22 protein-coding genes are annotated in these 24175 nt (G+C 68.1%); all 22 read right to left on the bottom strand.

Going from position 1 to position 24175, the window contains the following annotated elements; all coding sequences use genetic code 11:
• A partial coding sequence (locus tag AC1DIX_RS20445; RefSeq protein ID WP_477326929.1) for a transposase occupies positions 1 to 474 on the bottom strand: 474 nt, incomplete at its 3' end.
• Positions 475 to 552: 78 nt separating this feature from the next.
• On the bottom strand, positions 553 to 2949 hold the full coding sequence (locus tag AC1DIX_RS20440) for a DNA polymerase II (protein ID WP_477326927.1): 2397 nt from the start codon (positions 2947 to 2949) through the stop codon (positions 553 to 555).
• A 10-nt stretch (positions 2950 to 2959) separates the two neighbouring features.
• On the bottom strand, positions 2960 to 3784 hold the full coding sequence (locus AC1DIX_RS20435; protein ID WP_477326925.1) for a ferritin-like domain-containing protein: 825 nt from the start codon (positions 3782 to 3784) through the stop codon (positions 2960 to 2962).
• Positions 3785 to 3881: 97 nt separating this feature from the next.
• Positions 3882 to 4520: a lytic transglycosylase domain-containing protein gene (locus AC1DIX_RS20430; protein ID WP_477326923.1), complete on the bottom strand. Its 639-nt coding sequence runs from the start codon at positions 4518 to 4520 to the stop codon at positions 3882 to 3884.
• 4 nt (positions 4521 to 4524) lie between these two features.
• Complete coding sequence (locus AC1DIX_RS20425; protein WP_442123240.1) at positions 4525 to 5193, bottom strand: response regulator; 669 nt, start codon at positions 5191 to 5193, stop codon at positions 4525 to 4527.
• Positions 5194 to 5209: 16 nt separating this feature from the next.
• Positions 5210 to 5731 (bottom strand): type II secretion system protein, encoded by a 522-nt coding sequence (locus AC1DIX_RS20420; protein ID WP_477326921.1) that lies wholly within the window; start codon positions 5729 to 5731, stop codon positions 5210 to 5212.
• A complete protein-coding gene (locus AC1DIX_RS20415) occupies positions 5731 to 6093 on the bottom strand; it encodes a type II secretion system protein (RefSeq protein WP_477326931.1) in 363 nt (120 codons plus the stop codon). The genes AC1DIX_RS20420 and AC1DIX_RS20415 overlap by 1 nt, the downstream gene beginning before the upstream one ends.
• Positions 6094 to 6122: 29 nt before the next feature.
• The gene (locus tag AC1DIX_RS20410; protein ID WP_477326919.1) at positions 6123 to 6593 is read right to left on the bottom strand and encodes a type II secretion system protein; all 471 of its coding nucleotides are present in this window, start codon (positions 6591 to 6593) and stop codon (positions 6123 to 6125) included.
• Positions 6590 to 8899, bottom strand: coding sequence for a cohesin domain-containing protein (locus AC1DIX_RS20405; protein WP_477326917.1), 2310 nt, complete (start codon positions 8897 to 8899; stop codon positions 6590 to 6592). The genes AC1DIX_RS20410 and AC1DIX_RS20405 overlap by 4 nt, the downstream gene beginning before the upstream one ends.
• A gap of 9 nt (positions 8900 to 8908) precedes the next feature.
• Positions 8909 to 9325, bottom strand: a complete 417-nt coding sequence (locus AC1DIX_RS20400) for a hypothetical protein (protein ID WP_477326915.1) — start codon at positions 9323 to 9325, stop codon at positions 8909 to 8911.
• Positions 9326 to 9459: 134 nt separating this feature from the next.
• The gene (locus AC1DIX_RS20395; RefSeq protein WP_477326913.1) at positions 9460 to 10074 is read right to left on the bottom strand and encodes a hypothetical protein; all 615 of its coding nucleotides are present in this window, start codon (positions 10072 to 10074) and stop codon (positions 9460 to 9462) included.
• A complete protein-coding gene (locus tag AC1DIX_RS20390; RefSeq protein WP_477326911.1) occupies positions 10071 to 10616 on the bottom strand; it encodes a PilN domain-containing protein in 546 nt (181 codons plus the stop codon). Before AC1DIX_RS20390 ends, AC1DIX_RS20395 begins: the two co-directional genes overlap by 4 nt.
• Positions 10613 to 11422 (bottom strand): hypothetical protein, encoded by an 810-nt coding sequence (locus tag AC1DIX_RS20385; RefSeq protein ID WP_477326909.1) that lies wholly within the window; start codon positions 11420 to 11422, stop codon positions 10613 to 10615. Before AC1DIX_RS20385 ends, AC1DIX_RS20390 begins: the two co-directional genes overlap by 4 nt.
• Entirely contained in the window at positions 11400 to 13100 is a 1701-nt protein-coding gene (locus AC1DIX_RS20380) for a GspE/PulE family protein (RefSeq protein WP_477326907.1), read from the bottom strand. The genes AC1DIX_RS20385 and AC1DIX_RS20380 overlap by 23 nt, the downstream gene beginning before the upstream one ends.
• Positions 13097 to 14287: a type II secretion system F family protein gene (locus AC1DIX_RS20375; protein WP_477326905.1), complete on the bottom strand. Its 1191-nt coding sequence runs from the start codon at positions 14285 to 14287 to the stop codon at positions 13097 to 13099. The genes AC1DIX_RS20380 and AC1DIX_RS20375 overlap by 4 nt, the downstream gene beginning before the upstream one ends.
• 173 nt (positions 14288 to 14460) lie before the next feature.
• Positions 14461 to 15075 carry an SCO family protein gene (locus AC1DIX_RS20370; RefSeq protein ID WP_477326903.1) on the bottom strand — a complete coding sequence of 205 codons (615 nt, stop codon included), beginning with the start codon at positions 15073 to 15075 and terminating at the stop codon, positions 14461 to 14463.
• A gap of 32 nt (positions 15076 to 15107) precedes the next feature.
• Positions 15108 to 16715, bottom strand: coding sequence for a c-type cytochrome (locus tag AC1DIX_RS20365; protein ID WP_477326901.1), 1608 nt, complete (start codon positions 16713 to 16715; stop codon positions 15108 to 15110).
• Positions 16716 to 16722: 7 nt separating this feature from the next.
• Positions 16723 to 18954: a S8 family serine peptidase gene (locus tag AC1DIX_RS20360; RefSeq protein WP_477326899.1), complete on the bottom strand. Its 2232-nt coding sequence runs from the start codon at positions 18952 to 18954 to the stop codon at positions 16723 to 16725.
• A 9-nt stretch (positions 18955 to 18963) separates the two neighbouring features.
• On the bottom strand, positions 18964 to 19419 hold the full coding sequence (locus tag AC1DIX_RS20355; RefSeq protein WP_477326897.1) for a hypothetical protein: 456 nt from the start codon (positions 19417 to 19419) through the stop codon (positions 18964 to 18966).
• Between the two features lie 9 nt (positions 19420 to 19428).
• The gene (locus AC1DIX_RS20350; RefSeq protein WP_477326895.1) at positions 19429 to 21558 is read right to left on the bottom strand and encodes an Ig-like domain-containing protein; all 2130 of its coding nucleotides are present in this window, start codon (positions 21556 to 21558) and stop codon (positions 19429 to 19431) included.
• A 10-nt stretch (positions 21559 to 21568) separates the two neighbouring features.
• A complete protein-coding gene (locus AC1DIX_RS20345; protein WP_477326893.1) occupies positions 21569 to 22933 on the bottom strand; it encodes a multicopper oxidase domain-containing protein in 1365 nt (454 codons plus the stop codon).
• The gene (locus AC1DIX_RS20340; protein ID WP_442123257.1) at positions 22930 to 24159 is read right to left on the bottom strand and encodes a multicopper oxidase domain-containing protein; all 1230 of its coding nucleotides are present in this window, start codon (positions 24157 to 24159) and stop codon (positions 22930 to 22932) included. Before AC1DIX_RS20340 ends, AC1DIX_RS20345 begins: the two co-directional genes overlap by 4 nt.
• Between the last annotated feature and the right edge of the window lie 16 nt (positions 24160 to 24175).

Raw genomic sequence — 24175 nt, 5'->3', positions numbered from 1 at the left:
CTTGTGCGATTCGAGCACATACATCTCATCGGCTTCGGCGATCCCACTCAGCCGCTGCGGGCGGTCATCCTTGCTCAAGGCCAGGAAACGGTGACGCCATCGAAAGCTGGTCGCACTGGCCACGCCGATCTCGCGCGCCGAGCGGCGCACGCTGCGCGAATCGAGCATGCAGCCGAGATAGTCGAGCCAGTGTGCCTTGTAGCGCAGCCGGGCCAGCGGCGTGCCGCTGAGGGCATTGAAGGTGCGATGGCAGTTGCGACAGCGGTAGCGCTGCAGTCCGTGCGCGTGACCGTGACGATAGGGTTTGTTGGCCTGGCAGTGCGGGCAGCAGAGTGGTGTGGCGGGTTGCTCGACGATCTCGAGTACACGGTCGAGGCCGGGCGCCGATTGCAGCAGGTCGAGCAGGCGGTCGCGCTGGCGCCGCGTTAGAGAGGACAGGCGTTGCAGGAACTGTTCGAACTGCCGTGCTTGCATGGGGCCTCCGTCAACGGTTCAGGTCGACATTGGACCGCAAGCTTGCAGAAAAGATTCCACACTTGGCGCGAACAGCGCCTAAAACAAAGCCCCCTGCGGACTGGTCAAGCGCCCGAAACTATCCCCCATGAACGGCAAGATCGCATCCGCCAYCGGCTCCAGCTGCCTGGTCAGATAGTGCTCGTAGTCGATCGGCGCCCCCGCCCCCGACTCGCGGACGTCGAGCGGCTCCGGCCCGGCGGTCGTCATCACATAACGGATCCAGCCGCCGTTGCGGTACTGCGCCGGCCGCCCTTGCCGGATGTGGAACTCGTCGGCGATGCGCGCCGCGCGCACGTGCGGCGGGACGTTGCGTTCGTATTCGTCCAGCGCGCGGCGCAGGCGCTTCCTGTACACCAGCAGTTCCTCGAATTCGCCGCCCAGGGTGCACGCCACGTAGTCGCGCACGTAGTCCTCGTAGGGCTGCTCCTTGAAGATGCGCTCGTACAGCCCTTGCTGGAACTGCTGGGCCAGCGGGGTCCAGTCGGTACGCACCGTCTCCAGGCCCTTGTAGACCAKCTCGTCGCTGCCGTCGGCGCCGGTCGCCAGGCCGGCGTAGCGCTTCTTGCTGCCCTCGTCGGAGCCGCGCACGGTCGGCATCAGGAAGCGCCGGAAGTGGACGTCGTATTCCAGCTCCAGCGCGCTCTCCAGCCCCAGCTCGTCGCGCAGGGTCTCGCGCCACCAGCGGTTGACGTGGTCGACCAGCTCGCGGCCGATCCGCAGCGCGTCGTCGTCCGCGTGGGCGCGCCCCAGCCAGACGAAGGTCGAGTCGGTGTCGCCGTAGATCACCTGGTAGCCGCGCTCTTCGATCAGCTCGCGGGTGCGGTGCATGATCTGGTGGCCGCGCATCGTGATCGACGAGGCCAGGCGCGGATCGAAGAAGCGGCAGGCGGTGGTGCCCAGCACCCCGTAGAAGGCGTTCATGATGATCTTCAGCGCCTGCGACAGCGGCGCGTTCTTTTCGCGCTTGGCCGCTTCCCTGCCCGCCCACACGCGCGTCACGATGCCGGGCAGGCAGTGCCGGGTGCGCGAGAAGCGCCCGCCTCGAAAGCCCGGCACGGTGGCTTCCTCCGGCTCCGCCAGCCCCACGACCAGGCCGACCGGATCGATCAGGAAGGTGCGGATGATGGACGGGTACAGGCTTTTATAGTCGAGCACCAGCACCGAGTCGTAGAGGCCGGAGCGCGAATCCATCACGAAGCCGCCGGGGCTGTCGGCGCCCGCCACGTCGCCGATGTTGGGGGCGACGAAACCCTGGCGGTGCATCAGCGGGATATAGGAGTGCTCGAAGGCCGCCACCGAGCCGCCGCTGCGGTCGGCCGCCAGCCCGGTCACGCTGGCGCGCTCCAGCAGGAAGTGCATCAATCCGGTCTTGTCGAAGATGCGCGTGACGAGTTCGCAGTCCTTCAGGTTGTAGCGGGCCAGGGCCGGCTTGTCCTCCTCGAACATGCGGTCGATCGAGGCCATGCGGTCGTAGGGATTGTCGATCTCCTTGCCCTCGCCCAGCAGGCTTTGCGCCACCGATTCCAGGCTGAAGGAGGGAAAGCTCCAGGTAGCCGAGCGCAGCGCCTCGATGCCGTCAATGACCAGGCGGCCCGGGATCTGCACGAAATAATGCTCCTGCTTGCCGCCGTGCTCGCGCCATTCCATCGCCGCGCCGCCGCGTCCCAGCCGCAGCGGATGGCGCAGGCCCTCGGCATGCTTCTGCAGCACCCTCAGGTCGAACTGCACCAGGTTCCAGCCGATCACGGCATCCGGATCGTGGGTCCGGAACCACGCCTCCAGCCGGTCAAGCAGGACCAGGCGGCTCTCGCAGACCTCGTAGGCGAAATCGAGGCCGGCGGGATCGCCATTGGGCGGCCCCAGCATGTAGACCTGGCGCTGGCCGCAGCCTTCCAGCGCGATCGAGCGCAGCTCGCCCTGCATGGTGGTCTCGATGTCCAGCGAAACGGTGCGGATCGCCGGACGATAGTCGCCGTCGGGCCTCAAGTGCCCGTCGAGCAGCAGTTGCGGGTCGCCCGCCGCCGGCGCGCCGGCAAACAGCACCGGCGCGCTGATGAAGCGCTCCATCAGGTAGCGTTCGGGCGGACGCACGTCAGCCTCGTAGACGTCGACGCCATGCTGGCGCAGGCGCTTTTCCAGCGCCAGCAGCTTGCGGTAGTGGCGGCAATAGAGCCCGAGCACCGGCCGGTGGTGGAAGTCGGTCAGCGCCAGTTCGCGCAACTCCCAGCCCTTTTCGCCGCGCAGGACGAATTCGGCGGCTTCGCGCTGCTCGGCCGGGATGAAGGCGACCGCGCGCTGGCCCGGCACGCGCACGCGGCGCGGACCGTCCTCGGTCGCCAGCCAGAACTCCAGCTCGACGCCGGCGTCCAGGTCGCGCCAGTGCCGGGTCAGCAGGAAGCCGCGCGGATGACTGCTGTCGCCTGCCTCGTCCATCGTTCTATTCTCAGGCGGAGAAGGAAACGCTGTCGCCACGATAGCGCGCGAGTTCCGCCTCGGTAAAACCGGCGCGCCGGCGCGCGTCCAGGTTGAACGGCCCCTTCAACACCGGCGCCTTGTAGTGTACCGCCAGCTGCTCGTAGGTGGAGACCGGTTCCAGGCCGCGCTGGGCGCACAGGCCCAGATACCAGCGGTTGCCGATCTCGACGTGGCCGACCTCGTCGCGCAGGATGATGTCCAGGATGTCGGCCGCCGCGATGTCGCCGGCCTGGGCCAGCTTGGCGCGCAGCGGCGGGATCGCGTCCAGCCCGCGCGCTTCCAGGGTGCGCGGCACCAGGGCCATGCGCGCGAGGATGTCGCCGCGAGTCTTCTCGACCATCTCCCACAGGCTGTCGTGGCCGGGAAAGTCGCCGTAGGCATGGCCGAGCGTATCCAGGTGGGCGTCCAGCAGCGAGAAGTGATAGGCCTCCTCCTTCGCCACCCGCAGCCAGTCGGCGTAGTAGTCCGCCGGCATGCCGGGAAAGCGCCAGATGGCGTCCAGGGCCAGGTTGATGGCGTTGAACTCGATGTGGGCCAGGGCGTGGACCAGCATCGCGCGGCCCTCCGGGGTGACCATCGAGCGGCGGCCGACCAGGCGCGGCGGCACCAGCTCGGGTTTGGCGGGCCGGCCGGGAATCGCGCCCTCCGGCTCGAAGACGGCGGCGTCGTCGAGTGCGAGGGTGCCGGACGCCCAGGCTTGCGCCAGCGCCGCTACGCCATCGCATTTGCTGCGCGGGTCCGTTTCAAGCAGGTGGATCAGTGCGCCTGCGCGCAGCTCGGCGGATACGGACATCGTCGTCAATGCAAAAAGGCGCAGTGTACCAAATCCGCCGGGTCCGCCGGTCGAAAGCCTTGCTTCGTCCAGCGCCACGGTCATTCAGCCAGGACCCCTATCGCCGATCCGATGCCCCGGCCGGAGCATCTGCGTCCCGCGCATCGCGATTCGAGCGGTAGCGCGTCTGCACCTGCTCCACATAGCGCAGGGTTTCCTTGAACGGCGGAACCTTCCGCCCATACTTGAGCAGCGCTTTCTCGCCCGCGTTGTAAGCCGCAAGGACGATATCGAGCTGGTTGTCGTACTTGTCGAGCAGATAGCGGAGATAACGGGCGCCGCCATTGACGTTCTGGGCCGGATCAAAGACGTCGGCCGTGCCGAAGACCCGTGCGGTGTCCGGCATCAACTGCATCAGGCCRGAAGCGCCGCGGCTGGAACGTGCCTGCACGTTGTAGCCGGATTCGACCGCAATGACCGCATGCAGCAGCGCGCCATCGAGTCCGAAGGCCTGGGCGGCGGCATCGATGATGCCGTCGTAGCGGGACCGCGGCCGCGACGGGCCGGCCTGTTCTGCGGACGCGCGCACGGCCGCCGCGCGCTCTGCCACCAGCACCTCCGCTTGCTGGTTCTGCGGACGGGAGTTGGTCAGTACGACGACATTGTCGCTGCCCACGTAGGTATAGACATCGGCGCAAGCGGTCGATGCCACACCGGCAATCGACCACGCCACGGCGAACCTGGCATGTCGTCCCATGGCATCAATGCTCCCCGAACGTGTGCCCCAGCAGTCCCTGGTCGATGGCGAAGGCCGTGAGGGCTGAAGCATTGTGCATGTCCAGTTTCTGCATCAGGTTCGAGCGGTGCTTCTCGACGGTCTTGACGCTCAGTGTGAAGTAGTCCGCGATGTATTTGTTCGTGTGGCCTTCGGCAATCAGTTTCAGCACCTGGCGCTCGCGGTGGGTCAGGTCGCCGAGCGGCGTCGCGGAAGCTTCGCGCCCGGCATTCAGGTAGCGCTGGATGACTTCACCGGAAACGTCGGGACTCAAGTAAGTCTTGCCCGACAGCACGCTGCGGATGGCCACCTGGAGCTCTTCATGGGTGGCGTCTTTCAGCAGGTAGCCGTCGGCGCCGGCGCGCAGGCTCGAATGAATGTACTCGTCGGCACGATGGATGGTGACGATGATGATCCGGATCCGCGGGTAGCGCTTCTTGATGTCGATGACGGCTTCGATGCCGCTCATGCCCGGCATCGAGATGTCCATCAGGATCAGGTCCGGACTCATGGTCCGCAGCGCCGCGATCGCATCCTTCGCGTTCCCGAGGTCGCCGACCACCTCCAGTGTCGGGTCCATCGAGATCAGCGAGCGCATGCCGGCGCGCAGCAGCGCATGGTTTTCGACAATCATGATCTTTCCGATCTTTTCCATGTCAACTCCTGTCTCGTTATTGTGATGCGGGCCTCTGCGACAATGCGGTATAACGTCCGGGCGAAAAAACAAAAGTCCAATCGGCATAACTGCGCGCGCCGGCAAATGCGCGGTCGGCCAGCGCGAAATTCCCCTGTTTCAGCGGGACGCCCGCAGCGCGGCTATAGACGCCCATGATCTCCCCGGCAGCGCTCTTGACGAGGCCCCAGTCGTCGTTTCCCGTCATGGGGTCGCGGTAGACTTCACGCAAATGGCGGACGGTGCCCGGCTGGCGGGGATCGCGCAACAGATCCGCCAGCGCCATGGGAAATTTCATCGCCTGCGGCGGCGCATKCTCGTAATAGTGGATGATCGCGCTGCGGATCTGGTGACCGGCGAACAGGAGTTGCTTCTCGCGCTCGCGCTGGACACTATCATGCCATCCATCCACCAGCTTGACCATAGAAACACCGATGCCGGCAACCATGATCAGGACCATGAGATAGGCAAATCCGCCTTCGCGGGCGCGGGGACGCAAGGAAGCACGCGGGAACACCATCACCAGTCTCCATAGATGCTGCCGTCCAGCGCCTTGCCCTCGGCCCCGCTGTGCAGATCGGCAACGCCGCCCTTTTCAGGGGTGTCCGGCGCCACCGCCACCCAGCTGTCGGCCTTGCCGGTCAAGGGGTCCACCGGCATCGCGCGCAGATAATGCTTGCTGACGAGATCAGCCAGGGTGTCCGGATACACGCCATGGTCCTCGTAGTATTTATCGAGAACGTGACGCATCGCGGCGAGGTCGGCACGCAACACTTGCTCGCGCGACAGGTCGAGGCTGTGGAAATAGCGGGGAACGCCGATCGTCAGGAGCAGCGAGATGATGCTCAGCACAACCAGGAGCTCCACCAGCGTGAATCCCATTTTCCGGCACTTGCATGGTCTCATGACGATCACCACCGCCTGTAAGGAACACCGTTGATGCCCACCTCTTCGCTGCGCGAGTGGACGTCGAATACATCCTCGCCCTCGCGCGGCTCGTCGGCGCTGCTCGCGTATTCGCGTTTTGCCCAGGTCGCATCGTTATCGAGCGCGGGATCGCTTGCCATCGGATCCCGCGGAATGCTGCGAAGGAAATAGAGGCGCGCCTTGCCGTTCGGGTCGGCCGCGTCGCGCTCGCCCTCCACGAGGACCTTGAGGCTGGGCGGATAGCCCGAACTGCGTGCCGAACGGATGATCCTCCCCTCCTCGACCGCACGGTGGTAGGCGTCGATCGCCTCCCGCATGTCGATCAGCACGCGCCGCAGTTCGGCCTCGCGTTCACGCCGCACCGCCAGTTCCGCCATCGGGAAGGCAAGGCTTGCGAGGAGGCCGACGATGGCGAGCGTGATGACCATCTCGATCAGGGTAAAACCGCGGCTCATAGCGAGGTCTCCAGCGACAGCGGCGCCGTCGCATTCACCGGCAGGGCCTGGCCGCCCGCGTCCGTGCCGGTTGCGCTGCCGGCCTTGATCTGGGTCTGCGGCGCGCTCGCGAGCACCTCGAAGGTGGCGCTGACGACACTGCCCGCCCCGCTCGAGCCGGCCGTGCCGGCGTTCGCAAGGCTGATCGCGATCTGGCCGTTGCCGGCCCCCAGGTTCTTGGAAAACTGGGACGGCGCTCCCGCCTGGGTCACGAAATTGCCTTCGCTGACGTCCACCGGACGCAACACCGCCGGATCGTATTCGAGAACCAGCGCCAGCGATTTCACGGCCTGCGCGCTCTGGGCATTGAGCGTGACGCTGACCTTTTCGCCTACCTTGGCCTGGCTCGGACCCTGCCATGTCAGCACCACCGGTTGTCCCGATGGCACGGCCGGCGGCGGCGGCGCCGAGGGCTGGCCCGGAACCAGCGCCGTGTGCGGCCCCGGGCGGCTGCCCGTTGCCGACGTGCTGACCTGGCCGAAGGATCGCGCCAGCAGTGTGCCGTTGCGCGGACTCGCTTCGGTGCCGGCCCAGAATTCCGCGCTGCGGGCGTCGACGCTGCGCCTGCCGCCGACGACGTGGGGCGTAATCGACAGCACGATCTCCGTCTTGCGCTTGTCGTTCTTCCGGCTCGAGAACAGCGAGCCGAGCACCGGCAGGCTGCCCAGGCCCGGGATGCGGCTTGCGCTGTCGCGGTCTTCGTCGTTGATCAGGCCGGCGAGAATTTGCGTCTCGCCATCCTTCAGTCGCAGGACGGTGGTCGCATTGCGGGTACCGACCTGGTAGGCCAGCGTGCCCGACACCGTGTTCTGTACTTCCTTCACGATCGAGCTGACCTCGAGGTTGACCTTGATGCTGACGTCGTTATCCAGATGGATCTCCGGCTCGACCTCGAGCTTCAGCCCGACGTCGAGGTACTGGACGTTCCCGGTCACCACCGGCGTTCCGGTCGATACCGGCGTGATTGCATTGGTGATCACGGGAACCCGGTCGCCGATCATGACCTTCGCCTTTTCGTGGTTGCGCGCACGGATCCTGGGACTGGCCAGCAGGTTCGAATCCCCGTCTTGCCACAACATGTTCAAAGTAAGCGCCGGTACCGGACTGACGATGATGTTGTCGCCATTGATATGCCGGAAGGGCTCGACCGGCAGGCCCGCAGCCAGGCCGTTGGCCTGGAGCGAGAAGTTCAGCGACGACGGGTAGTTCACGCCGATCTCCGACAGCTTGGACCGGCCGACCTCGAGCACCTCGACCTCCAGCATCACTTCCGGGTCGGCGATGTCCTGGTCCTCGACCAGCCGGCCGGCCAGCTCGATCACGTCCGGCGTGTCGCGCATGATGATGGAATTGGTCTTCTCGTGGACGAAGATGTCCTTGGTCTTCAGCAGCGTCTTGATCATCGTGACGAGCTGCTTGGCGTCCGCGTTGACCAGATGAAAGCTGCGGATCTTCAGGTCCTGGAACTCCTTGATCTTGGCTGCGGTGTTCTGGTAGACGAGGATGGTGTTATCGCTCAGCAGCTTCTTCTCCAGCTGGGTCTGCAAGAGGATGAGGTCGACGGCATCGGCGACGGCGATGTCCTTGACGAAGATCGAGATCTTGGTATCGGTCTTGACTTCCTTGTCCAGCAGGACGTTGATGCCGCTGGACCTCGCCAGGGCTTCGAAAACCACTTTCAGGGTCGCGTCGCGAAACTGCAGGGTCACGGGGCGGCGGAACTTGGCGTTCAAACCTGTTCCCGACGCCAGGATGTTGGCGCGCTGCTCGTCCAGCTGGCGCTGAAGGGCCCGGGCCCCGGCGTGCCGCTCGTTCTCGAGCAGGATGCGGTGGATATATACCTGGGCCGCGTCGACGTCGTTGTTCTTCAGGGCGGCGGCCGCGGCGTCGAGCCAGGCGGCATGCCGCTGTTCGCGGTCCAGGGCCTCGAGCCCGGCCCGGGCGCCGCCGTCCATGGGAGCGATCCGCAAGATCCGCGCATACAGCTCGCGCGCGAGCTCGTCGCGATGGGCTGCGCGCGCCGCATCCGCTTTTTCGAGCATGCCCGCGACGGTATCGGCCTTCTGGCGCAGCAGGTTGGCACGATAGGCGGCGTTGCCCGGCTCCAGCGCGCTCGCCTCCTCGAGCTTGTGCAAGCCTTCTTCCGGCTTGCCTGACCCTATCAGCTGCATGCCCTCGCGCTGGAGGCGCTCGGCGGCGCAGCCACCCAGCAACAAGGCGACAGTGCTGCACAGGACGGTCAGGCGGCGGGCATGCGAGGTAATCATGGGGTGGCCTCAAACCGGGTCGGTAATGGGAACGGACTGGCGCAACTGGAGCGGCAGGTAAGTCATGACGAGCCCGCCCGGCAGGATCCGCTCCAGCCGGTAGGTGTTGTCGATCGTCTCCCCTTGCTGGATCAGCAGCAGCTGCTCGCCGCGCATCAGCATCACCACCTGCTGCGCCCCATCCTTGTAGCTGCCCACGTACACGAAGGGATTGGGCGGCGCCGAGGGGGCCGGCGGCGGCGCCGGCGGCGCAGCGGCGGCTTGCTTCGGGCCGGCTTCGGCGGCAGGCGGGGGAGTCGCGGGAGCCGACCAGTTGGTCGCCGCAAACGGATCGGCGATCTCGGCTTTCATGACGGGTGGCGGGTCGGCGGGTGCCGCAGCCTGCGGCAGGGATGGCGGCAGCGCGGCGGGTACGGTCCTTGCCACAGGCGCGGCTCGCGGCGCCGCCCGCGCGGTCCGCCGGACCGGCTCGGATACCTGCTCGGGACTCCAGCAGGCCGCCAGCAGCGCGGCGAACACCAGGTTCAAGCCGGCGCGGCGATGCTTGTGCAGGGTGGCGATCACGGCGCCGGCCTCATGAAATAGGCAAGCCTGACGGTCGCATCGAGGGCCGGATCGCTGAGCTTCGCGCGGCGGAACTGCACATCGAGCAGGGCCACGGCCCGCTCCCGCGACAATACGGCGGACAGGAAGCGCCGCACCTGCGGATAGCTTCCATGCACGGGCAGCGTCACCTCATAGCGCACGATCTGTCCGCGCGCCTCCCTGGCGACCGAATACGCACCGTCGTTCAGGGACAAACCGTATTCGCCCGCATAGCCCACCAGGCGGTCGAGCCGGTCCGGGAACTGGCGCTCGTCGGCGAGCGCGCTGCGCAGCCGCTCGATGCCGTCCGCAGGCACGGGATCGACGATCGCCGGCCGCTGGGGACGGGGTAGGCTCAGGCGCTGCCGGGTGGCCGCGATCGCGTCCAGCGAAGGCGCGATCGACAAGGGATACAGCGACGCCGCGGCGAACGCCAGCAGGATCGCTGCCATTCCCTGGAGGCCGAGCCGGCTCCGCAACAGGAGCAGATGCTGCCGCAGCGCGGCCAGCCGGGCGGCCAGGACCTCGTGCCGGGATCGCACAAGCCGCGGTCCCGTACGGGCCTGCGCAATGAAGGCGGAAATGCTCATATGCTTCTCTCCCATCTCAATTCCATCGAAAACCTGACCGCTTGCCGGGGGTCGGCCGGATCGACATGGTGTTCGCGCAGGTACACGCCCGGATAGGCGCCGCTCTCCTGCAGTCGTTTCAGGAAGGCCAGGAGCGCCGCCATGCTGCGCGCCTCCCCGCCGAGCTGCAGCTGCGGCCGTCCCGGCGTCGGGGTCAGCGACAGCAGGCTGACGTCTGGTCCGGTGTTGTCCTCGATCGCCGAAAACAGGCGCTCCCAGGGCTTCGCGAGTTCCGCACGCAGCTGCGCGGCCAGCGTCTCGTCGGAAGGCGCCAGGCGTTTGCGCGCTCGCTCCTGGCCCTGCTTCGGCGCGCCGTGTCCGGCCACCTGCAGGCGCGCCTCTTCCAGTTGCTGGAGTTGCAGGGCCGACTCCGCCAGCCGGAAGGCATACAGTCCCTGCGCCGCGCAAGCCAGCAGCGCCGTGGCGAGGGCCAACGCAGGCGTCCGCAGCCAGCGCGGTGCGTGATGTCCGTGGTCCAGCCGAAGCAGGCGCATGCGCTTCATGCCGCGCCCTCCACGTCGCCGGCGCCGCCCAGGGGCAGGATGCGCCAGCCCGGCACCGGCGCCGGGCTCGTCTCCGCAGCGCGGGAGGCGTCGTCGAGATACACCACGGCGGCTTCGCGCTGGCCGTCATGCAGGCACTCTTCGCGGGCCAGCAGGTCCGCCAGCGCCGAATGCCACTGGGGCGTCACGCGCAAGCTGCGGGCGCAGATCCAGGCGCCCTCCTCCCAGCGCGCCATGCCAAGGCTGCCGGCGTCATGCAGCAGCAGCCAGCCCGCCGGCTCCGTCAGCTGCGACAGATGGCGGTTGGCGCTGTCCGCCAGGGCCGGCACCAGGGAACGCAGGCGGATGCCGTGCGCGCGCAGCACTTCCTCCAGCGTCGCGATCAGGTCCGGGTCGACGGCGCTGGCCAGGCGCGGCCGCTCGCCGTGCCAGCGGTCGACCCGGATGTCCCAGGCGGCCGTGCCCGCATCGTAGAGCTGGCTGAACCGGTGGCGTATGTAGACAGCTTCCTCGTCCTCGTTCACCAGCGCCGCGGTCTTCGACAGCACCGCATAACGCACCATGCTGTCGGCCAGGACCACGCGCGCGCGACCGCCCGGCTGGCCCAGTTTGTCCAGCTGCAGTGCCAGCGCTTCGAGCGCTGCCGCCCAGGGCATGCCGGCGCCGCCGGCCCCGGTGTGCGGGAGCACGCCGCCGGTCTCGCTGCGCCGCCAGCCGCCCGGCGACAGCCTGGAATGACGGCGGCGCACGCCGACCGCGGCGTGGCCGACGCGGATGTCCCAGTCAACGAACGACAAAGGTGACACGATTAATCTCCTGCAACGTGGTCTGGCCCGACAGCGCGATATCGACAGCGATCTCGCGCAACTGGCGTGTACCGTTCCGCTCGGCGGCTTCGCGAATCAGGCGCAGCGGCGCCCGCGCGACGATGAGTTCCCTGATTTCGTCATTCAGCAGCAGCAGTTCGCCGATCGCGCGCCGGCCCCTGAATCCGGTGCCGCGACACTCGCCGCAGCCGCAGCCCGCCATCAGGCGCGCGCCTGCCGCGCGCGACCCGTCGATGCCGGATTCCGCCAGCAGGGCCGGATCGGGGACGACCGGCCGGCTGCAGGCCGGACAATTCACCCGCAGCAGGCGCTGGGCGATCACGCCGTTCAGCGCCGACACGAAGCTGTAGGGATCGACCCCCATGTGCATGAAACGCCCGATCACGTCGAAGACATTGTTCGCGTGGACAGTCGTGAAGACGAGGTGACCGGTGAGCGCCGACTGCACCGCGATCTGCGCCGTTTCGGCATCGCGGATCTCGCCCACCATGATCTTGTCCGGATCGTGGCGCAGGATCGAGCGCAGGCCGCGCGCGAAGGTGAGTCCCTTCTTCTCGTTGACGGGAATCTGCAGCACGCCTGGCAACTGGTATTCCACCGGGTCCTCGATCGTGATGATCTTGTCCAGCCCATGGTTGATCTCCGCGATCGCGGCATACAGCGTGGTGGTCTTGCCGCTGCCGGTCGGCCCGGTCACCAGCACCATGCCGTAGGGAACACCGGACAGGCGGCGCATCATGGCGACCGCGTCGGCATCGAAGCCCAGGCTGTCGAGCCGAAGGCCGCGCATCTGGTCCGACAGGCTCTGTTTGTCCAGGATCCGGAGGACGGCATCCTCGCCGAAGATGCTGGGCATGATGGAGACGCGGAAGTCCACCTGGCGCTGGCGCACCGTGACCTTGAAACGCCCATCCTGCGGCACCCGGCGTTCCGCGATGTCGAGTTCGGCCATCACCTTGACGCGCGAGACGATCTGCTCGGCCTGGTCCGCCCCCGCCAGCGTGGCGGCAAGGGTCAACACCCCGTCGACCCGGTACTTGATCGACATGCCCGCGTGCCCCGTTTCGAGATGGATGTCGCTCGCGCCCAGCCTGACCGCATCGTACAGGGTGGAATCGACCAGTTTGACCACTGGACTGGCATGCTCGCTGATGCGAAGAAAGGTCAGCTCTTCCGCCTCCTGGTCGGCCTGGACGTCGGCGCCGGCCTGCGGGACCATGCTGTCCATGGCACGCAGGGTTTCCTCGTGGCGGCGCAGGAAAGCCTGAAGGTCGCGCCGATGCACCAGCCGCCAGCCAAAGCCCGCCGGCAGGCGGGTTTCGACCCAGGCCGCCAGCCCCGGCGCCAGGGGATCGGCCGTAACGGCGACCGGCAGACCGTCGGCATCCCGCATCGCCATGCAGCGGCGCTCGCTCGCGTCGCGGAAACCGATGCTGTCGAACAGTGGCGTGAAAGTGGCAAGCGTCGTGGCGTCGACCGGCGCATAGCCCAGCGTCCGCCCGAGCCGCCCGAGGAATCGCTGCGGGTCCAGCCCCGCCGCCTCTTCCAGGATTTCGGTGGCGCGTCCCGGCATGTCTCCCGCCTGCCGCCGCGCCGCGCGCAGTTCTTCGGACGAAAACCGGTCGCGGGCGGCATCGGCGATGACGGCGGCGTTCATTGGATGTTCCCCGCGAGGTCGAAGATCGGAAGGTACATCAGCACCACGATTCCGCCGATCATGGCACCGATGACGATCATCAGAATCGGCTCGAACAGCTTGGTGAACTGCTCGATCCAGCGGGCCAGCTCTTCTTCGTAGAAGCTGGCGATGCGCTCCATCATCTCGCCCATCTGCCCGGTCCGCTCCCCCACCCGCATCATGCGCACCGCCACCGGCGTCGTCAGGCCGAAATCCTCCATGGAGCGCGAGATCGCATGCCCTTCACCGATATGCCGGGCCGCCATTGCCAGCTGGGCCCGCATCTGCATCTGCAGCAGATCGCTGACCATCGGCAGCGCGGTGCCGATCGGCAAACCGCCGCGCAGCAGCATCCCGAGGGTCCTGTACACGCGCGAGAGGTAGAACAGGCGCAGGCGCGCGCCGATGGCCGGCAGCTGCCACGCCCGGCGCTGGCACCAGGCGCGCACCAGCGCCAGCCGCGCGGCATACACCGCGCCGCCAAGGCAGGCGGCGCCGGCCGCCAGGATGCCCAGGCGATTTTCGCCAAGGAATTGTCCTGCCGTCATCAACAAGCGGGACGCCCACGGCAATTCGCCGCCGATGTCGGCATAGACCATGCTGAAGCGGGGTACGACGTACATCATGAGGAAGACCGTCACCAGCACACCGACGACTGCCAGCACCACCGGATAGATGGAGGCCCCGACGAGATGCCGGCGCAGGCGGTCGACCTGGCCCTGGTAGTCGATGTAGCGGCCGAGCGCCTCTTCCAGCGCCCCGGTGCGCTCGCTGGCGCGCAGGGTCGCGATATACAGGGGGGGAAGCGCGGCGCCGCCATGCTCGATGGCATAGGACAGCGGCCTGCCCTCGTACAGCAGGGCCACCATCTGCCGGAGCACGCGCGCGATCTCGGGCCGGCTTTCCTTGTCGGCCAGGGTTTCGAGCGCCTCGACGACCGCCAGTCCCGCCCTCAGCAGGGCCAGCAGCTCCTGGCTGAACAGGGACAGCGGAAAGCGGGGCGGCCGGCGCCGGAACACCCTGCCCCAGGCGGCGGCGCTGCGCAGCGACAGCAGGGCGTGGCCCTGCGCCAGCACCTGGCGCGCCGCGTCGTCGCGGTCGATCGCGTCGATGTCGAGCGTCGCGATGTCCGCGCCGGCGCGGATGATCCTTGCCTGGAACTTCATGACCGTCCCCCGATGCGGACGGGGCCGGGCTGGAGCGGCGAACTGCACACTTGACGGTATGGACGGGAATACATGATAGGCCTGCTTTTTGGAACCGGCATGCAGGCACTGTACTAAAACAGGCGCATGCCGCCCCTATGCGGCGCACCCTATTTCCCGCTACGGGGTTTACCTTATTTACCCCGCAGTTCCGCGACCAGCTGGTCGGCGCTAGGAAAGCCCTCCAGCCGCACCCAGGAGCGCCCGCCGGCCGGCCGCACCAGCGTGACGGCGGCATGGTTCATCTTGTCGCCCCGGAACAGATCGAACGCGCGCTGCGCGGCCGCGCTGGCGTCGACGCTGCCGGTGTAGAAGCGCCACTCCGGGCCGGCGCCGAATTTCGCGGCATAGGCGCGCAAGGCCTCGGGCGTGTCGTTCAAGGGATCGAGGGAAATCGACATCATGCGGACATGCTCGCCGCGCCGCAGCCTGGCCGGTACTTCCGAGAGGGTACGGCTGGCGATCGGGCATACCGTCGAGCAGGTGGTGAACACGAAGTTCAGCAGGACCGGGCCGTCGAAGGCCAGTTCGTCCTCAAGCAGGGTCCGCTTGCCGTCGGCACGGGTCAGCACGATCGGCGCCGGCGCCGGTCGGTACAGGCCCGCACTCCTCGCGAGCGGCGGCAGCGGGACGCCCGCGCCCGCTTTCGACTGGTCGTGCGCCCGGCACGGCGTGCCCGCGGCGCCGAGAACCAGCGCCAGGATGGCCAGCGACCGGCACAGGGCGCGGCCTCGATCGGACTTTGACATGGCGACCTCCAAAGAGACATCGATCGGCAGGCTCAGGGGCCTGCGGCGGCCACGGACGCGCTCACCGGCTCCGTCTCGCCGCTCACATAGACTTCATGCGCGGCCACGCGCATGTCGCGGCCGAGGCTGAGATGCGGATACATCGAGGGCAGCACCGTGACGTTGACGTTGTGCTCGACCAGTTCAACCAGGTACTCGCGGGAAAAGCTGTCGAGCATGTGCATCATGGCTTCGCCGACCATCGACAGGGCGAACAAGGCATCGACCTGCACCGCTTCCTCGCCGTCGGGAATTGCGCGGGCCCGCAGCCAGTCGCGCACGCGCCGAACGCGCCGCTCGTGCGCGGCGCCCGTGTCCCAGCGCGTGACCAGCAAGCTGCGCTCCCAGCCCGGCGGGGCCGCCGGGGCCAGTGAACCGGAAAGGTAGACCGGCACCTCCGGCGCCGGGGTCAGACTTGCGAGCTGTCCGCCATCCAGCCAGACCACCGTGGCGATGTCGCCCTGGCGGCCGAGCCGCCGCTCCGGCTGCGCATCGTCCCCCAGCACCTGGTCGGCGAGTTCGATGCGGCCGGACGGCAAGGCCCGCCGCAGGGCCGCCGCGGCCGCCTCCGCCAGCGGGTCGCCGCCGCGATAGACCTGGGTCACGCGGCCAAGGGCCAGGGTGCCGGCCAGGTGGCGCGCCATCCCCTCTGCCTCGAGGATGATGCCGTCCGAAAAATAGATGGTGTACCGGTTCGGCAGCGCGGCGGCCGGCAACAAGGTCTGCGGCAAGATGCAGGGCAGTCGGCGCCGTTCGCTGAACCGGTGCAGCGGGGTCCAGTCCTGGTCGCCCAGTCCGGATACCAGCGCGAACACCGGCTGCGCACGGTAGAAGCGTTCGAGCTGTTCGCCCCAGCCGTCGGGCGGGCCCTCCAGTTGCCAGACATGCGTCACCCAGCGGCGATATGCACGCTGCATACGCATGGCGCCGGCGCTGCGTCTTGCCGGTTCCGAACGCACCGCTGCGTTCTTGTCGCGGATGAAGGCGTCGAAAACCGCGAGCAGCGCGGCCCGCCGCGATGCCGGCACGCCGGGCTGGATCACGGTCGCGAAATGCACATCCCGGTCGTCGACGCCTTCGGGCGGCGCCGCGCCGAGCGTGTGCAGGTAGGCGCTCAGGTCACGCAGCTCGCCCGCCGACAGCGCATAGCGCGGCATCAGCGCGCTCAGGGCCTCTCCACGCATGTCGACACCGCTTCGCAGGGTCCTTGCCAGGCTCGCATCGTCATACGGCGGCCGCTGCGGCTTGCCGAGCTGATGGGCGATTCTCGGGCTGGAGGCCACCGGGGCACGCTCCTGGAACAGGTCGTTCGCGGTGATCGGCCGCACCACGAAGGCGCCCTCCGCGGTACCGAAGCCGCTCGGCCTGTGGCATTGTGCGCACGCCGCTTCCTGGCCTTGCAGGACGATGCCGTTCGCCCCGACACCCCGGATCGCCGTGCCGTCGCGGGTCACGCCGCTGCGGTAGATGCCTTCTCCGGCCGCCGCCGCCGCGACGGCGGGCGCCTTCGCCGGCACCTGGGCACAGGCCGCGGCCGGTCCCAGCAGCCATCCCGCCGACAGCAAGGCGGCGCCTGCGAGGCGCGCGATCAGGATGCCCATGAGCGCCTCACTGGACCTTGACGGTGACCGTGGCGGTATTCGACCACTGTCCCTGCGTATTCTTCACCCGGTAGGTGAAGGTTTCGGTGCCGCTGAACCTGAGCGCCGGCGTGTAGGCGATGCTGCCGTCGCTGTTGGCCCTGGCGCTGCCGCCCTTCGCGGGCGCGTTCACGATCGCGAGGGTGGACGGTGCGATCGTGCCGCCATTCGCATTGTCGTTGGCGAGCACGGTGAGCGTCCGCGCCGCATACGGTGCGCTGCGGTAGACCGGCGCCGTGTAGCTGTCCGCCACCGCCAGCGGGGCCTTGACGGCCGCCTGCACCGTCAGGCTCACCGTCGCCGGCGAGCTGCTGGCCGAGGCGTCGGCGGCGCGGTAGCTGAAACTGTCGGTGCCGCTGTAGCCCGCCGCCGGCGTATAGCGGAAGCTGCCGTCGACGTTCAGCACGAGCGACCCGTGCACCGGTGCCGTCACCGGGAAGGCCCGGATCGCGTCGCCGTCGGGATCGCGGTCGTTGGCCAGCACGCCCGGTGCGGCAATCGAGAGGATCGCGTTGGCGGCGACCGTATAACTGTCGGCGCCCGCCAGCGGGGCGCTGTTCGCTTTCAGCACCGTGACCGAGAAGCCTTGCGTGGCCTGCAATCCGGACGGGTCGGTGACCTGCGCCACGGCGCCCTGCGTGCCCACCTGCTGAAGGGTCGGGACCCAGTTGATGACGCCGGTGGCGGCATCGATGGCCATCCCGGCCGGGGCGGTTTTCAGCGCATAGGCCAGCTTGCCGCCCTCGGGGTCGCTGGCCTGCAGCGCGTAGACGTAAGTCTCCCCCACCATCACCGAGGCCGGCGCCGTCGATGTGATGACCGGGGCACCGCCGCCGACGCGCGCGGCAAGCAGCTCGCGCGCCGCGGCGACATCGACGACGCCATAGCCGTACTGGTTGTCGGGGCCCGCCTCGCCGAGGTCGCGCGCGCTGTCGACCAGCGCGGTTTCGATCGTCGACAGCGGCGCCGCCGGAAACGCCCCCGCCAGCAGGGCCAGGGCGCCGGCCACGTGCGGCGCGGCGAAGGAGGTGCCCGAGACCGTGGCGTACAAAGGCATGCCGCCGAACGACAGGTCGGTGCTGACCACGTTCACGCCCGGCGCGACCAGCTTCGGATACACGCCGCCGTCGCAGGCCGAGGGGCCGCGGCTGCTGTAAGGATCGAGCACCAGCGATGCATCGAGGGAACCGACGGCGATCGCCCCCGGGTTCGATGCCGGGCTGGCGCTGGTCGCCGGATCCGGTCCGCCATTGCCGCCCGCGAATACGATCGAGATCCCCGCCGCCTTCAGCGCCTGGATGTCGCCCGCGAATTCGGTGTTGCAGCTGCCCGGCGCAAGCCCGCTCAGGCCCCAGGAAGCGTTGACCACGTCCGGCGCGTCCAGGGTCGCCACGTTGCCGTCGGGATCCAGGAGCCACTGAAAGGCGAGATGAAACTTGCTCAGGCTTCCCGTCCCGCTGTCGTCGAATACCTTTGCCGCGATCCAGCGCGCACCCGGCGCCATTCCAATGGGCGTGCCGCTGGCGGAGGCGCCCACCATCAGCCCGACGGTCTGGGTGCCATGCCCACTGAAGTCGTAGGGCGTGGCGTGCTGGGCATAGGGATCGTACCAGCTGTTGGTGCCGCCGCGCCAGCTTGCCGCCAGGTCCGGATGGGCGGCATCGACCCCGGTATCCAGGCTGGCGACCACCGCGCCGCTACCGTTCAGCCCCATTCCCCACAGGGCCGGCGCCGTGACCGCGTCCAGGTTCCAGCTGCCGGACGGCGCCGCCGCGGCCTTCGGCACGCTCGCGAACAGTACCGCGCCATCATAGCCGATCCGGCCAATCCGCGGGTTGCGGGCAAGCTCTTGCACGGCCCAAACCGGCAGCGTGACCGCCACCGCATTGATGATCCACAGTTGCTGCGGATTCGCGATGCCGAACTGGGCCAGGATCGGCCCCAGCGTGGCGGCCCCGGCCCCGGCCTTGGCCTTGAGCGCCTTCACCACCGCGTTGTCGCGCTTGCGGCGGTCGTTCACCTTGAAGGCGCTCAGGTCGACACGGTCGGGCAGCTGGATGATCACCGGCAGCATGTCCGCCGCCTTGTGTTCCGCCAGCTTCGCGGCCAGGTCGGGCGTCAGCACCCCCGCCCCCACCGGCTGCGCCAGCAGCGCCGCCAGCATGCCACCGCCAAGGGCGGCTCGAATCGCTGTCTTCATCGCTCCCTCCTATTCGACCGTCAGGCGCGCAAGCGGCCGGCCGTCGACCGCGAGCTGCACCGTTTCGCCGGCCCGCACGGCATGTCCGGGATTGACGAACAGGACGAAATAATCCCGGTCCTGGTACAGGACGTGATTGCGCGCGGTCTGGCGCATGGGTCCGATGACGGGCGATTCGGGGATGCCGAGCGCGGCGCCGCGCCGCGGGTCGAGCAGCTGGACCTTCCTCTTCGAGTCCAGCAGCACGGCCGCCTTGGCGGGGTCGGTGACGCGGTAGCGCAGGTCGAGGATGTAGCCGTGGGCCGACAGGTGCAGGCCGTGAACCGCGATACCCAGCGATTCGCCCAGGGCCGGATCGCTGACGGCGGCGGCCGGCACAGCCGGCGGCGGCGTCGAACATCCCGCCAGCGCCGCCGCGCCGGCGGCGCCGGCGAGCCAGCGGCGGAAAAGGTGGCGTTTGCTCATGGCAGCCTCCTAGTTGACCTGTACCGTCACGACGGCCCAGCCGGTGCTGTTGGTGCTGCCGGACTCCTTGCCGAGACGGTCCTTGACGCGGTACTCGAAGGTGTCTGACCCCGTGAAGTTCCAGCGCGGGACATAGGTGACGCCGGCCCCGCTGACCGTCACGGTGCCACCTTGCCTGGTCGCGCTGCTGGAGCCGCCGCTGCCTCCGCTGCCCGGCTGCCGCACCCGCGCCACGGCCAGCGGCAACTGGTTGGCCGCGTCCATGGTGGCGCTGTCGGGGTCGGTGTCGTTCGCCGCCGGGGCCAGCRCCACCGGCACATAGGCGCCGCTGCCAAAGGTGCGGCAGGTCGAACCGGATGTACCGACGCGGACGATGCAGCGTGGCGCATCGAAGGCATCCGCCGCCGCCACCGGCGCCCGGTTATCGATGACCTTGATCGTCACCAGCGTGTCGGCGCTCTGCCGCGCCGCCGCGCCGCTGCCCGTCTGGGCCCGATAGGTGACGCGCACTTCGTTGGTGGCGGTCGACGAGCTCATTGCAAGGCTGCCGTTCGGATTGACCGTGACGCGGCTCGAGCTGGTGTTGCAGTTGCCGTTGACGACCGTGCATTCCTTGATCTTCACGGCGCTCAGCGCCTGCCCGCCGGAAGCGCTGTCGTTGGCGAGCACGCCCGGGGGCGCGACGGACTGGTTGCCGGCGCTTGCCGCGTGGGCGATCGCCGTGTAGGTATCGGCCACCGCGACCGGCGCGTCACCCGTCCCGGCGGCCGCCACCAGGGTGTAGGCCTGGTCGGCGAACAGGGTCGGCGTCACCTGGTCGGTCGCGCGCAGGGTCAGCGGATAACTGCCGGCCACCGGCGCCGGCCAGCTGACCAAGCCGGTTGCGGGCGCCACGCTCATGCCGGCCGGCGCGCCGCTCAGGCTGTACTGGACGGCATGTCCGGCACTGCCGGTGGCATGCGCGGCATAGGTGTAGGGCTGGCCGACGGTCGCCGTGGTCACCGGCGCCGTATCGAAGACGGGCGGCGCGGCGACTGCGGGCGCCACCGCCAGGCGGAACTGCATGCCGCCGTTCGGGTTGCCGTTGCTGGTATCGTACAGCCGGCTGTCGAACACGGCGAACCTGAGCGTATCCTGGGTACTGCTGCTCACCGGCTTGAGCAGCACGTCCAGCGTCTTCGCCGGCGGCAGGAAGGCCGTGTATTGCTGGCGCGGATTGCCCAGGAAGGGTACCGGATTGCCGTCTTCCGCCACCACTTGCCAGTACTGGCCATTGATCGTCGGCACGTGCGATTTCAGACCCGCATTGACGAAGCGGATCAGCAGGTTGCTCCCCGCCGGCACCCCCGGCGAACCAGGCGCCAGGGTCGGAATATCGAGCGGATCGAGGCCCTGGCCCGGAAACGGCGTACCGTTGATCAGGAAATACTTCGGCTGGTATTCCAGCGTACTGCCGGGCCCGCCCCTGCCGCCATAAGTGCCGGCCGCGACCGCCGCGTGCATCGCCGGGTCGATCTCGCTGTAGACCAGCGTGACCTGGTTGGCGTAGACGATATTGCTGCCGCCGCTGCTGTAGGCGACCCTGCCGGTGCCGGCATCCTTGGTCATCGCGCCGTACAGGCCCATCTGCACCTGGACCTGCGGATGGGTGCCGCTGCTGTACAGATAGGTGCCGGGGCGGACGCTGGTCCAGGTATAGGTGGCGGTGCCGCCGCCCGGCGCCGCCTCGCGGTCGAAGGAGCGTACGCGCGCCGTCGTGTTGCCGGCCGGCCGCGCGCCGGTATAGGTCGCGCCGCCATCGGGTTCGAACCAGACCGGCTGCATGCCCTCCTGCTTGACCTGGCTGGCGATCACCAGCGAGCTGGGTTCGGGCAGCGTATTGGTCAGGTGGACGACCAGCCCTTCCCCCGGCGGCACGTTCAGGGCCGGACCGGGTACCGTGACCGGCGCATTGCAGCCGGTCGGCGCCGCACTGCCCGTGCCGCACAAGGCATAGCCCCACATCGGTACGCCGGCGATCGTCGTGGTACCGGTCTGCAGCCAGTACTCCGCCGCGCTCGCGGAACCCCAACCGCCCAGTCCGGCAAACGCCAGCAGCACGGCCGCGGTCCGGGCCCGCATCAGTCGATTCTCTTTCATGACCGCCCCCTCACTCAGTGATCGCGACGTCGGGTGCTTCGATGATCAGGAAGGTCTTCATCCCGCCAGGAAACACGTTATTGGTCGTGATTTCTTTTTCATTGTGCGAATGCCAGATGTGGAAATAGCCGCCGTTCTCGCTCAGCCCGGGATGGCCCTGCGGCAGGACGCCGAACTTGCCCAGGTAGGGGCTGCCGCTGTAGTACTCGCCGTAGGCCACGTCCTGCTGGTTCGGCAGGATCACCGGGAAAGGCTTGCCGTGGTCCGCGCACCATTCGTGGGTCGGGCTGAATCCGCTCGCGTCGGGCACGCAGGTATGGGCATTGTCGGTGCCATAGATGTCCCAGCCGACGCCCTTGCCCGTCCACTCGAAGATCAGGTCGGCGGTCTGGCCGGGGATGCTGCGGATCGTGAAGTCCGGCGAGGCCAGGTCCGGGCCGCTGCCGGGCGCGCTTTCCAGCACCCTCGCATCGCGCGCCAGCGGCTGCATGTGGGCGCCGTGATGGTGGAAAGGATGGAGGTCGCGGCCTGCGTTGAGCTCCCGCACCAGGACCTTGTCGCCGGGGTGCATGATCGGCGCGGCGTTGTACGGCTGGTTCGGCAGCCAGGGCACGCCGGCCCCCAAGAGGGTGTCGGGCGCATTGCGGCCGTTGATGAACCACATGGTGGCAAAGAAGCTGGCGGTGTCGACGCTGACCGGCTGGCGGTTGCGCACTTGGCTCGCCACGGTGTCGTGCATGGCCGCATCCATATCCGTCAGCAGCAGCAGGAACTCGCGGTCGAACTCGGTACCCGCCTGGTTGTAGGCTTTGCGCGTGGCCTTCGCCGACGGATCGAAGCCGGCCGGGCGGACGATCAGCGCGCCGAGCAGGCCCATCTCCACTTCCAGCGACGGCTGGGAGCCGCTGTGGTACAGGTAGGTTCCCGGCTGGCCGGCGACGAAGGTATAGCTGACGCTGCCGTTGCGCCCCGCTTCCTTGGTCAGGACACCGTCCGCGCAGGCCGGCGCCGGCGCCGCGCAGGCCGCGGTCACGCCGATCTGGCCGGGAAAGACGACCGACACCGGAAGTCCGTCGACCGGGAGCTGGTTGACCAGGTTGACGGTCACCGTGTCGCCCTGCTGGACGATCAGCGTCGGCCCGGGATACTGCATGATCCCGGTGGCGGCGTCGGCATAGCCCCAGGCGTAGACGGTGTTGCCGTCGCCGGTCACGAGGCTGGCGTCGGTGGCGACCAGGTTGAAGGTGCGCGGGCTGGCCGGGGTTCCCGCTCCGCTGCCGCTGATGCCGTCGATCTTGGCCTGGGCATTGCCGGCCAGTGCGGCGACGCAGAAGCCGATCGCGGCCGCCCGCCGCGCGATGTTGGCGAAGTTCATGTCGCATCTCCCGTGATCACGATCTCCGTCATCATCCCGCCGTAGTCCTGCTCGTTATTGCTGAGGAAGTTCAGGTTCGTCGTATAGAAGAAATAGGTGCCGGCCGGCACCGATGAAGCGTCGATCATCACCTCGACCGACTCGCCGCCGCCGAGCGTGACCGAGGCCGTGTCGTAGTACAGGTCCTTGCCGGTGGGCCCGCGCAGCTGGCGCGCGCCTGCGCCGACCACCGTCATCGGCAGGCCATGCGCGGTGACCGTGTAGTAGTCGGCCACCCCCAGGTTGGACAGACGTAGCAGCAGACGCGAACCTTCGGTACTGCGGTTCAGCGTCACCAGCGCGGTCGTCTTCTGCGACTGGAAGGTGGTGCCGGCCGTATACGGGTCGACCTGGGTCGGCGGCAGAGGATTGGGATTCACCGTGTCCGGATAGCCGCGGCCATTGATCATCGGGTAGATGGTCTTGATCTGGTTGAAGGGGATTGGCTGGATCCCGAAATCGGCCTCATGCGTCGCCGTGTCGAATGCCGTCAGCTGCAGGGCGACAGCCTTGGTGTAGCCGGTCGAGCCGTCGCCGTCGTTGTACACGAACTTGTTGTAGGTCTTGCCCTTGTAGGTCTTGCTGGTGCCGTCCTGCTTCGGCTTGACGAACAGCTGGCCCTGCATGCCCATCTCGATGTGCTCGGTCGCCTCGACGTGGCAGTGGTACATATAGGTGCCGGGCTCGTTCAGGTTGTAGAAGTAGGTCACGCTGGCGCCCATGTTGACCGTCAGCGCCCCTTCCGGGACGCCGTCGAATATCGGCGCCTGGTTGGCGAAACCGTGGAAGTGGACGCTGTGGGTGTCGAACAGGTCCGGGCGTGCCACCATGCCGACATTGCTCAGCGTGAGGTAGAACTTGTCGCCTTCGTTCAGCTCGATCAGCGGGGCCACGAAATTGGCGCGCGCCAGGTTCAGCACCACATCCTTGGCCAGGGTGCCGGTCACCTCGTCGAAGCCGAAGGTATACATTTGGCGCCCGTCCGCCATGGTGACGAAGCCGTCGCCGCCGGTCAGGTGCTTGCACACCGTGTTCGGAGGACGGACTTCGCTGCCGGTCCACCTGGCGTCGCCATTGGTATCGCCAGGGCACTGCACGAATACGCCGGCCCGGGCTGCCCCGGGCAGGGCGGCCAGGGCCGCCAGCAAGGCCGGCCCACCGAGTTTGCTGATGATCTTCACGTTCACGATACGCTCCTTCACA

This window comes from Massilia sp. 05N420 (assembly GCF_056397205.1).
This window is presented reverse-complemented; position numbering and strand designations above follow the sequence as displayed.

Coding starts and splice junctions, on each gene's coding strand:
- AC1DIX_RS20435 (WP_477326925.1), bottom strand. CDS start 3,784: ATGTCCGTATCCGCCGAGCTGCGCGCAGGCGCACTGATCCACCTGCTT.
- AC1DIX_RS20425 (WP_442123240.1), bottom strand. CDS start 5,193: ATGGAAAAGATCGGAAAGATCATGATTGTCGAAAACCATGCGCTGCTG.
- AC1DIX_RS20415 (WP_477326931.1), bottom strand. CDS start 6,093: ATGGGATTCACGCTGGTGGAGCTCCTGGTTGTGCTGAGCATCATCTCG.
- AC1DIX_RS20410 (WP_477326919.1), bottom strand. CDS start 6,593: ATGAGCCGCGGTTTTACCCTGATCGAGATGGTCATCACGCTCGCCATC.
- AC1DIX_RS20405 (WP_477326917.1), bottom strand. CDS start 8,899: ATGATTACCTCGCATGCCCGCCGCCTGACCGTCCTGTGCAGCACTGTC.
- AC1DIX_RS20395 (WP_477326913.1), bottom strand. CDS start 10,074: ATGAGCATTTCCGCCTTCATTGCGCAGGCCCGTACGGGACCGCGGCTT.
- AC1DIX_RS20390 (WP_477326911.1), bottom strand. CDS start 10,616: ATGAAGCGCATGCGCCTGCTTCGGCTGGACCACGGACATCACGCACCG.
- AC1DIX_RS20380 (WP_477326907.1), bottom strand. CDS start 13,100: ATGAACGCCGCCGTCATCGCCGATGCCGCCCGCGACCGGTTTTCGTCC.
- AC1DIX_RS20375 (WP_477326905.1), bottom strand. CDS start 14,287: ATGAAGTTCCAGGCAAGGATCATCCGCGCCGGCGCGGACATCGCGACG.
- AC1DIX_RS20370 (WP_477326903.1), bottom strand. CDS start 15,075: ATGTCAAAGTCCGATCGAGGCCGCGCCCTGTGCCGGTCGCTGGCCATC.
- AC1DIX_RS20365 (WP_477326901.1), bottom strand. CDS start 16,715: ATGGGCATCCTGATCGCGCGCCTCGCAGGCGCCGCCTTGCTGTCGGCG.
- AC1DIX_RS20360 (WP_477326899.1), bottom strand. CDS start 18,954: ATGAAGACAGCGATTCGAGCCGCCCTTGGCGGTGGCATGCTGGCGGCG.
- AC1DIX_RS20355 (WP_477326897.1), bottom strand. CDS start 19,419: ATGAGCAAACGCCACCTTTTCCGCCGCTGGCTCGCCGGCGCCGCCGGC.
- AC1DIX_RS20345 (WP_477326893.1), bottom strand. CDS start 22,933: ATGAACTTCGCCAACATCGCGCGGCGGGCGGCCGCGATCGGCTTCTGC.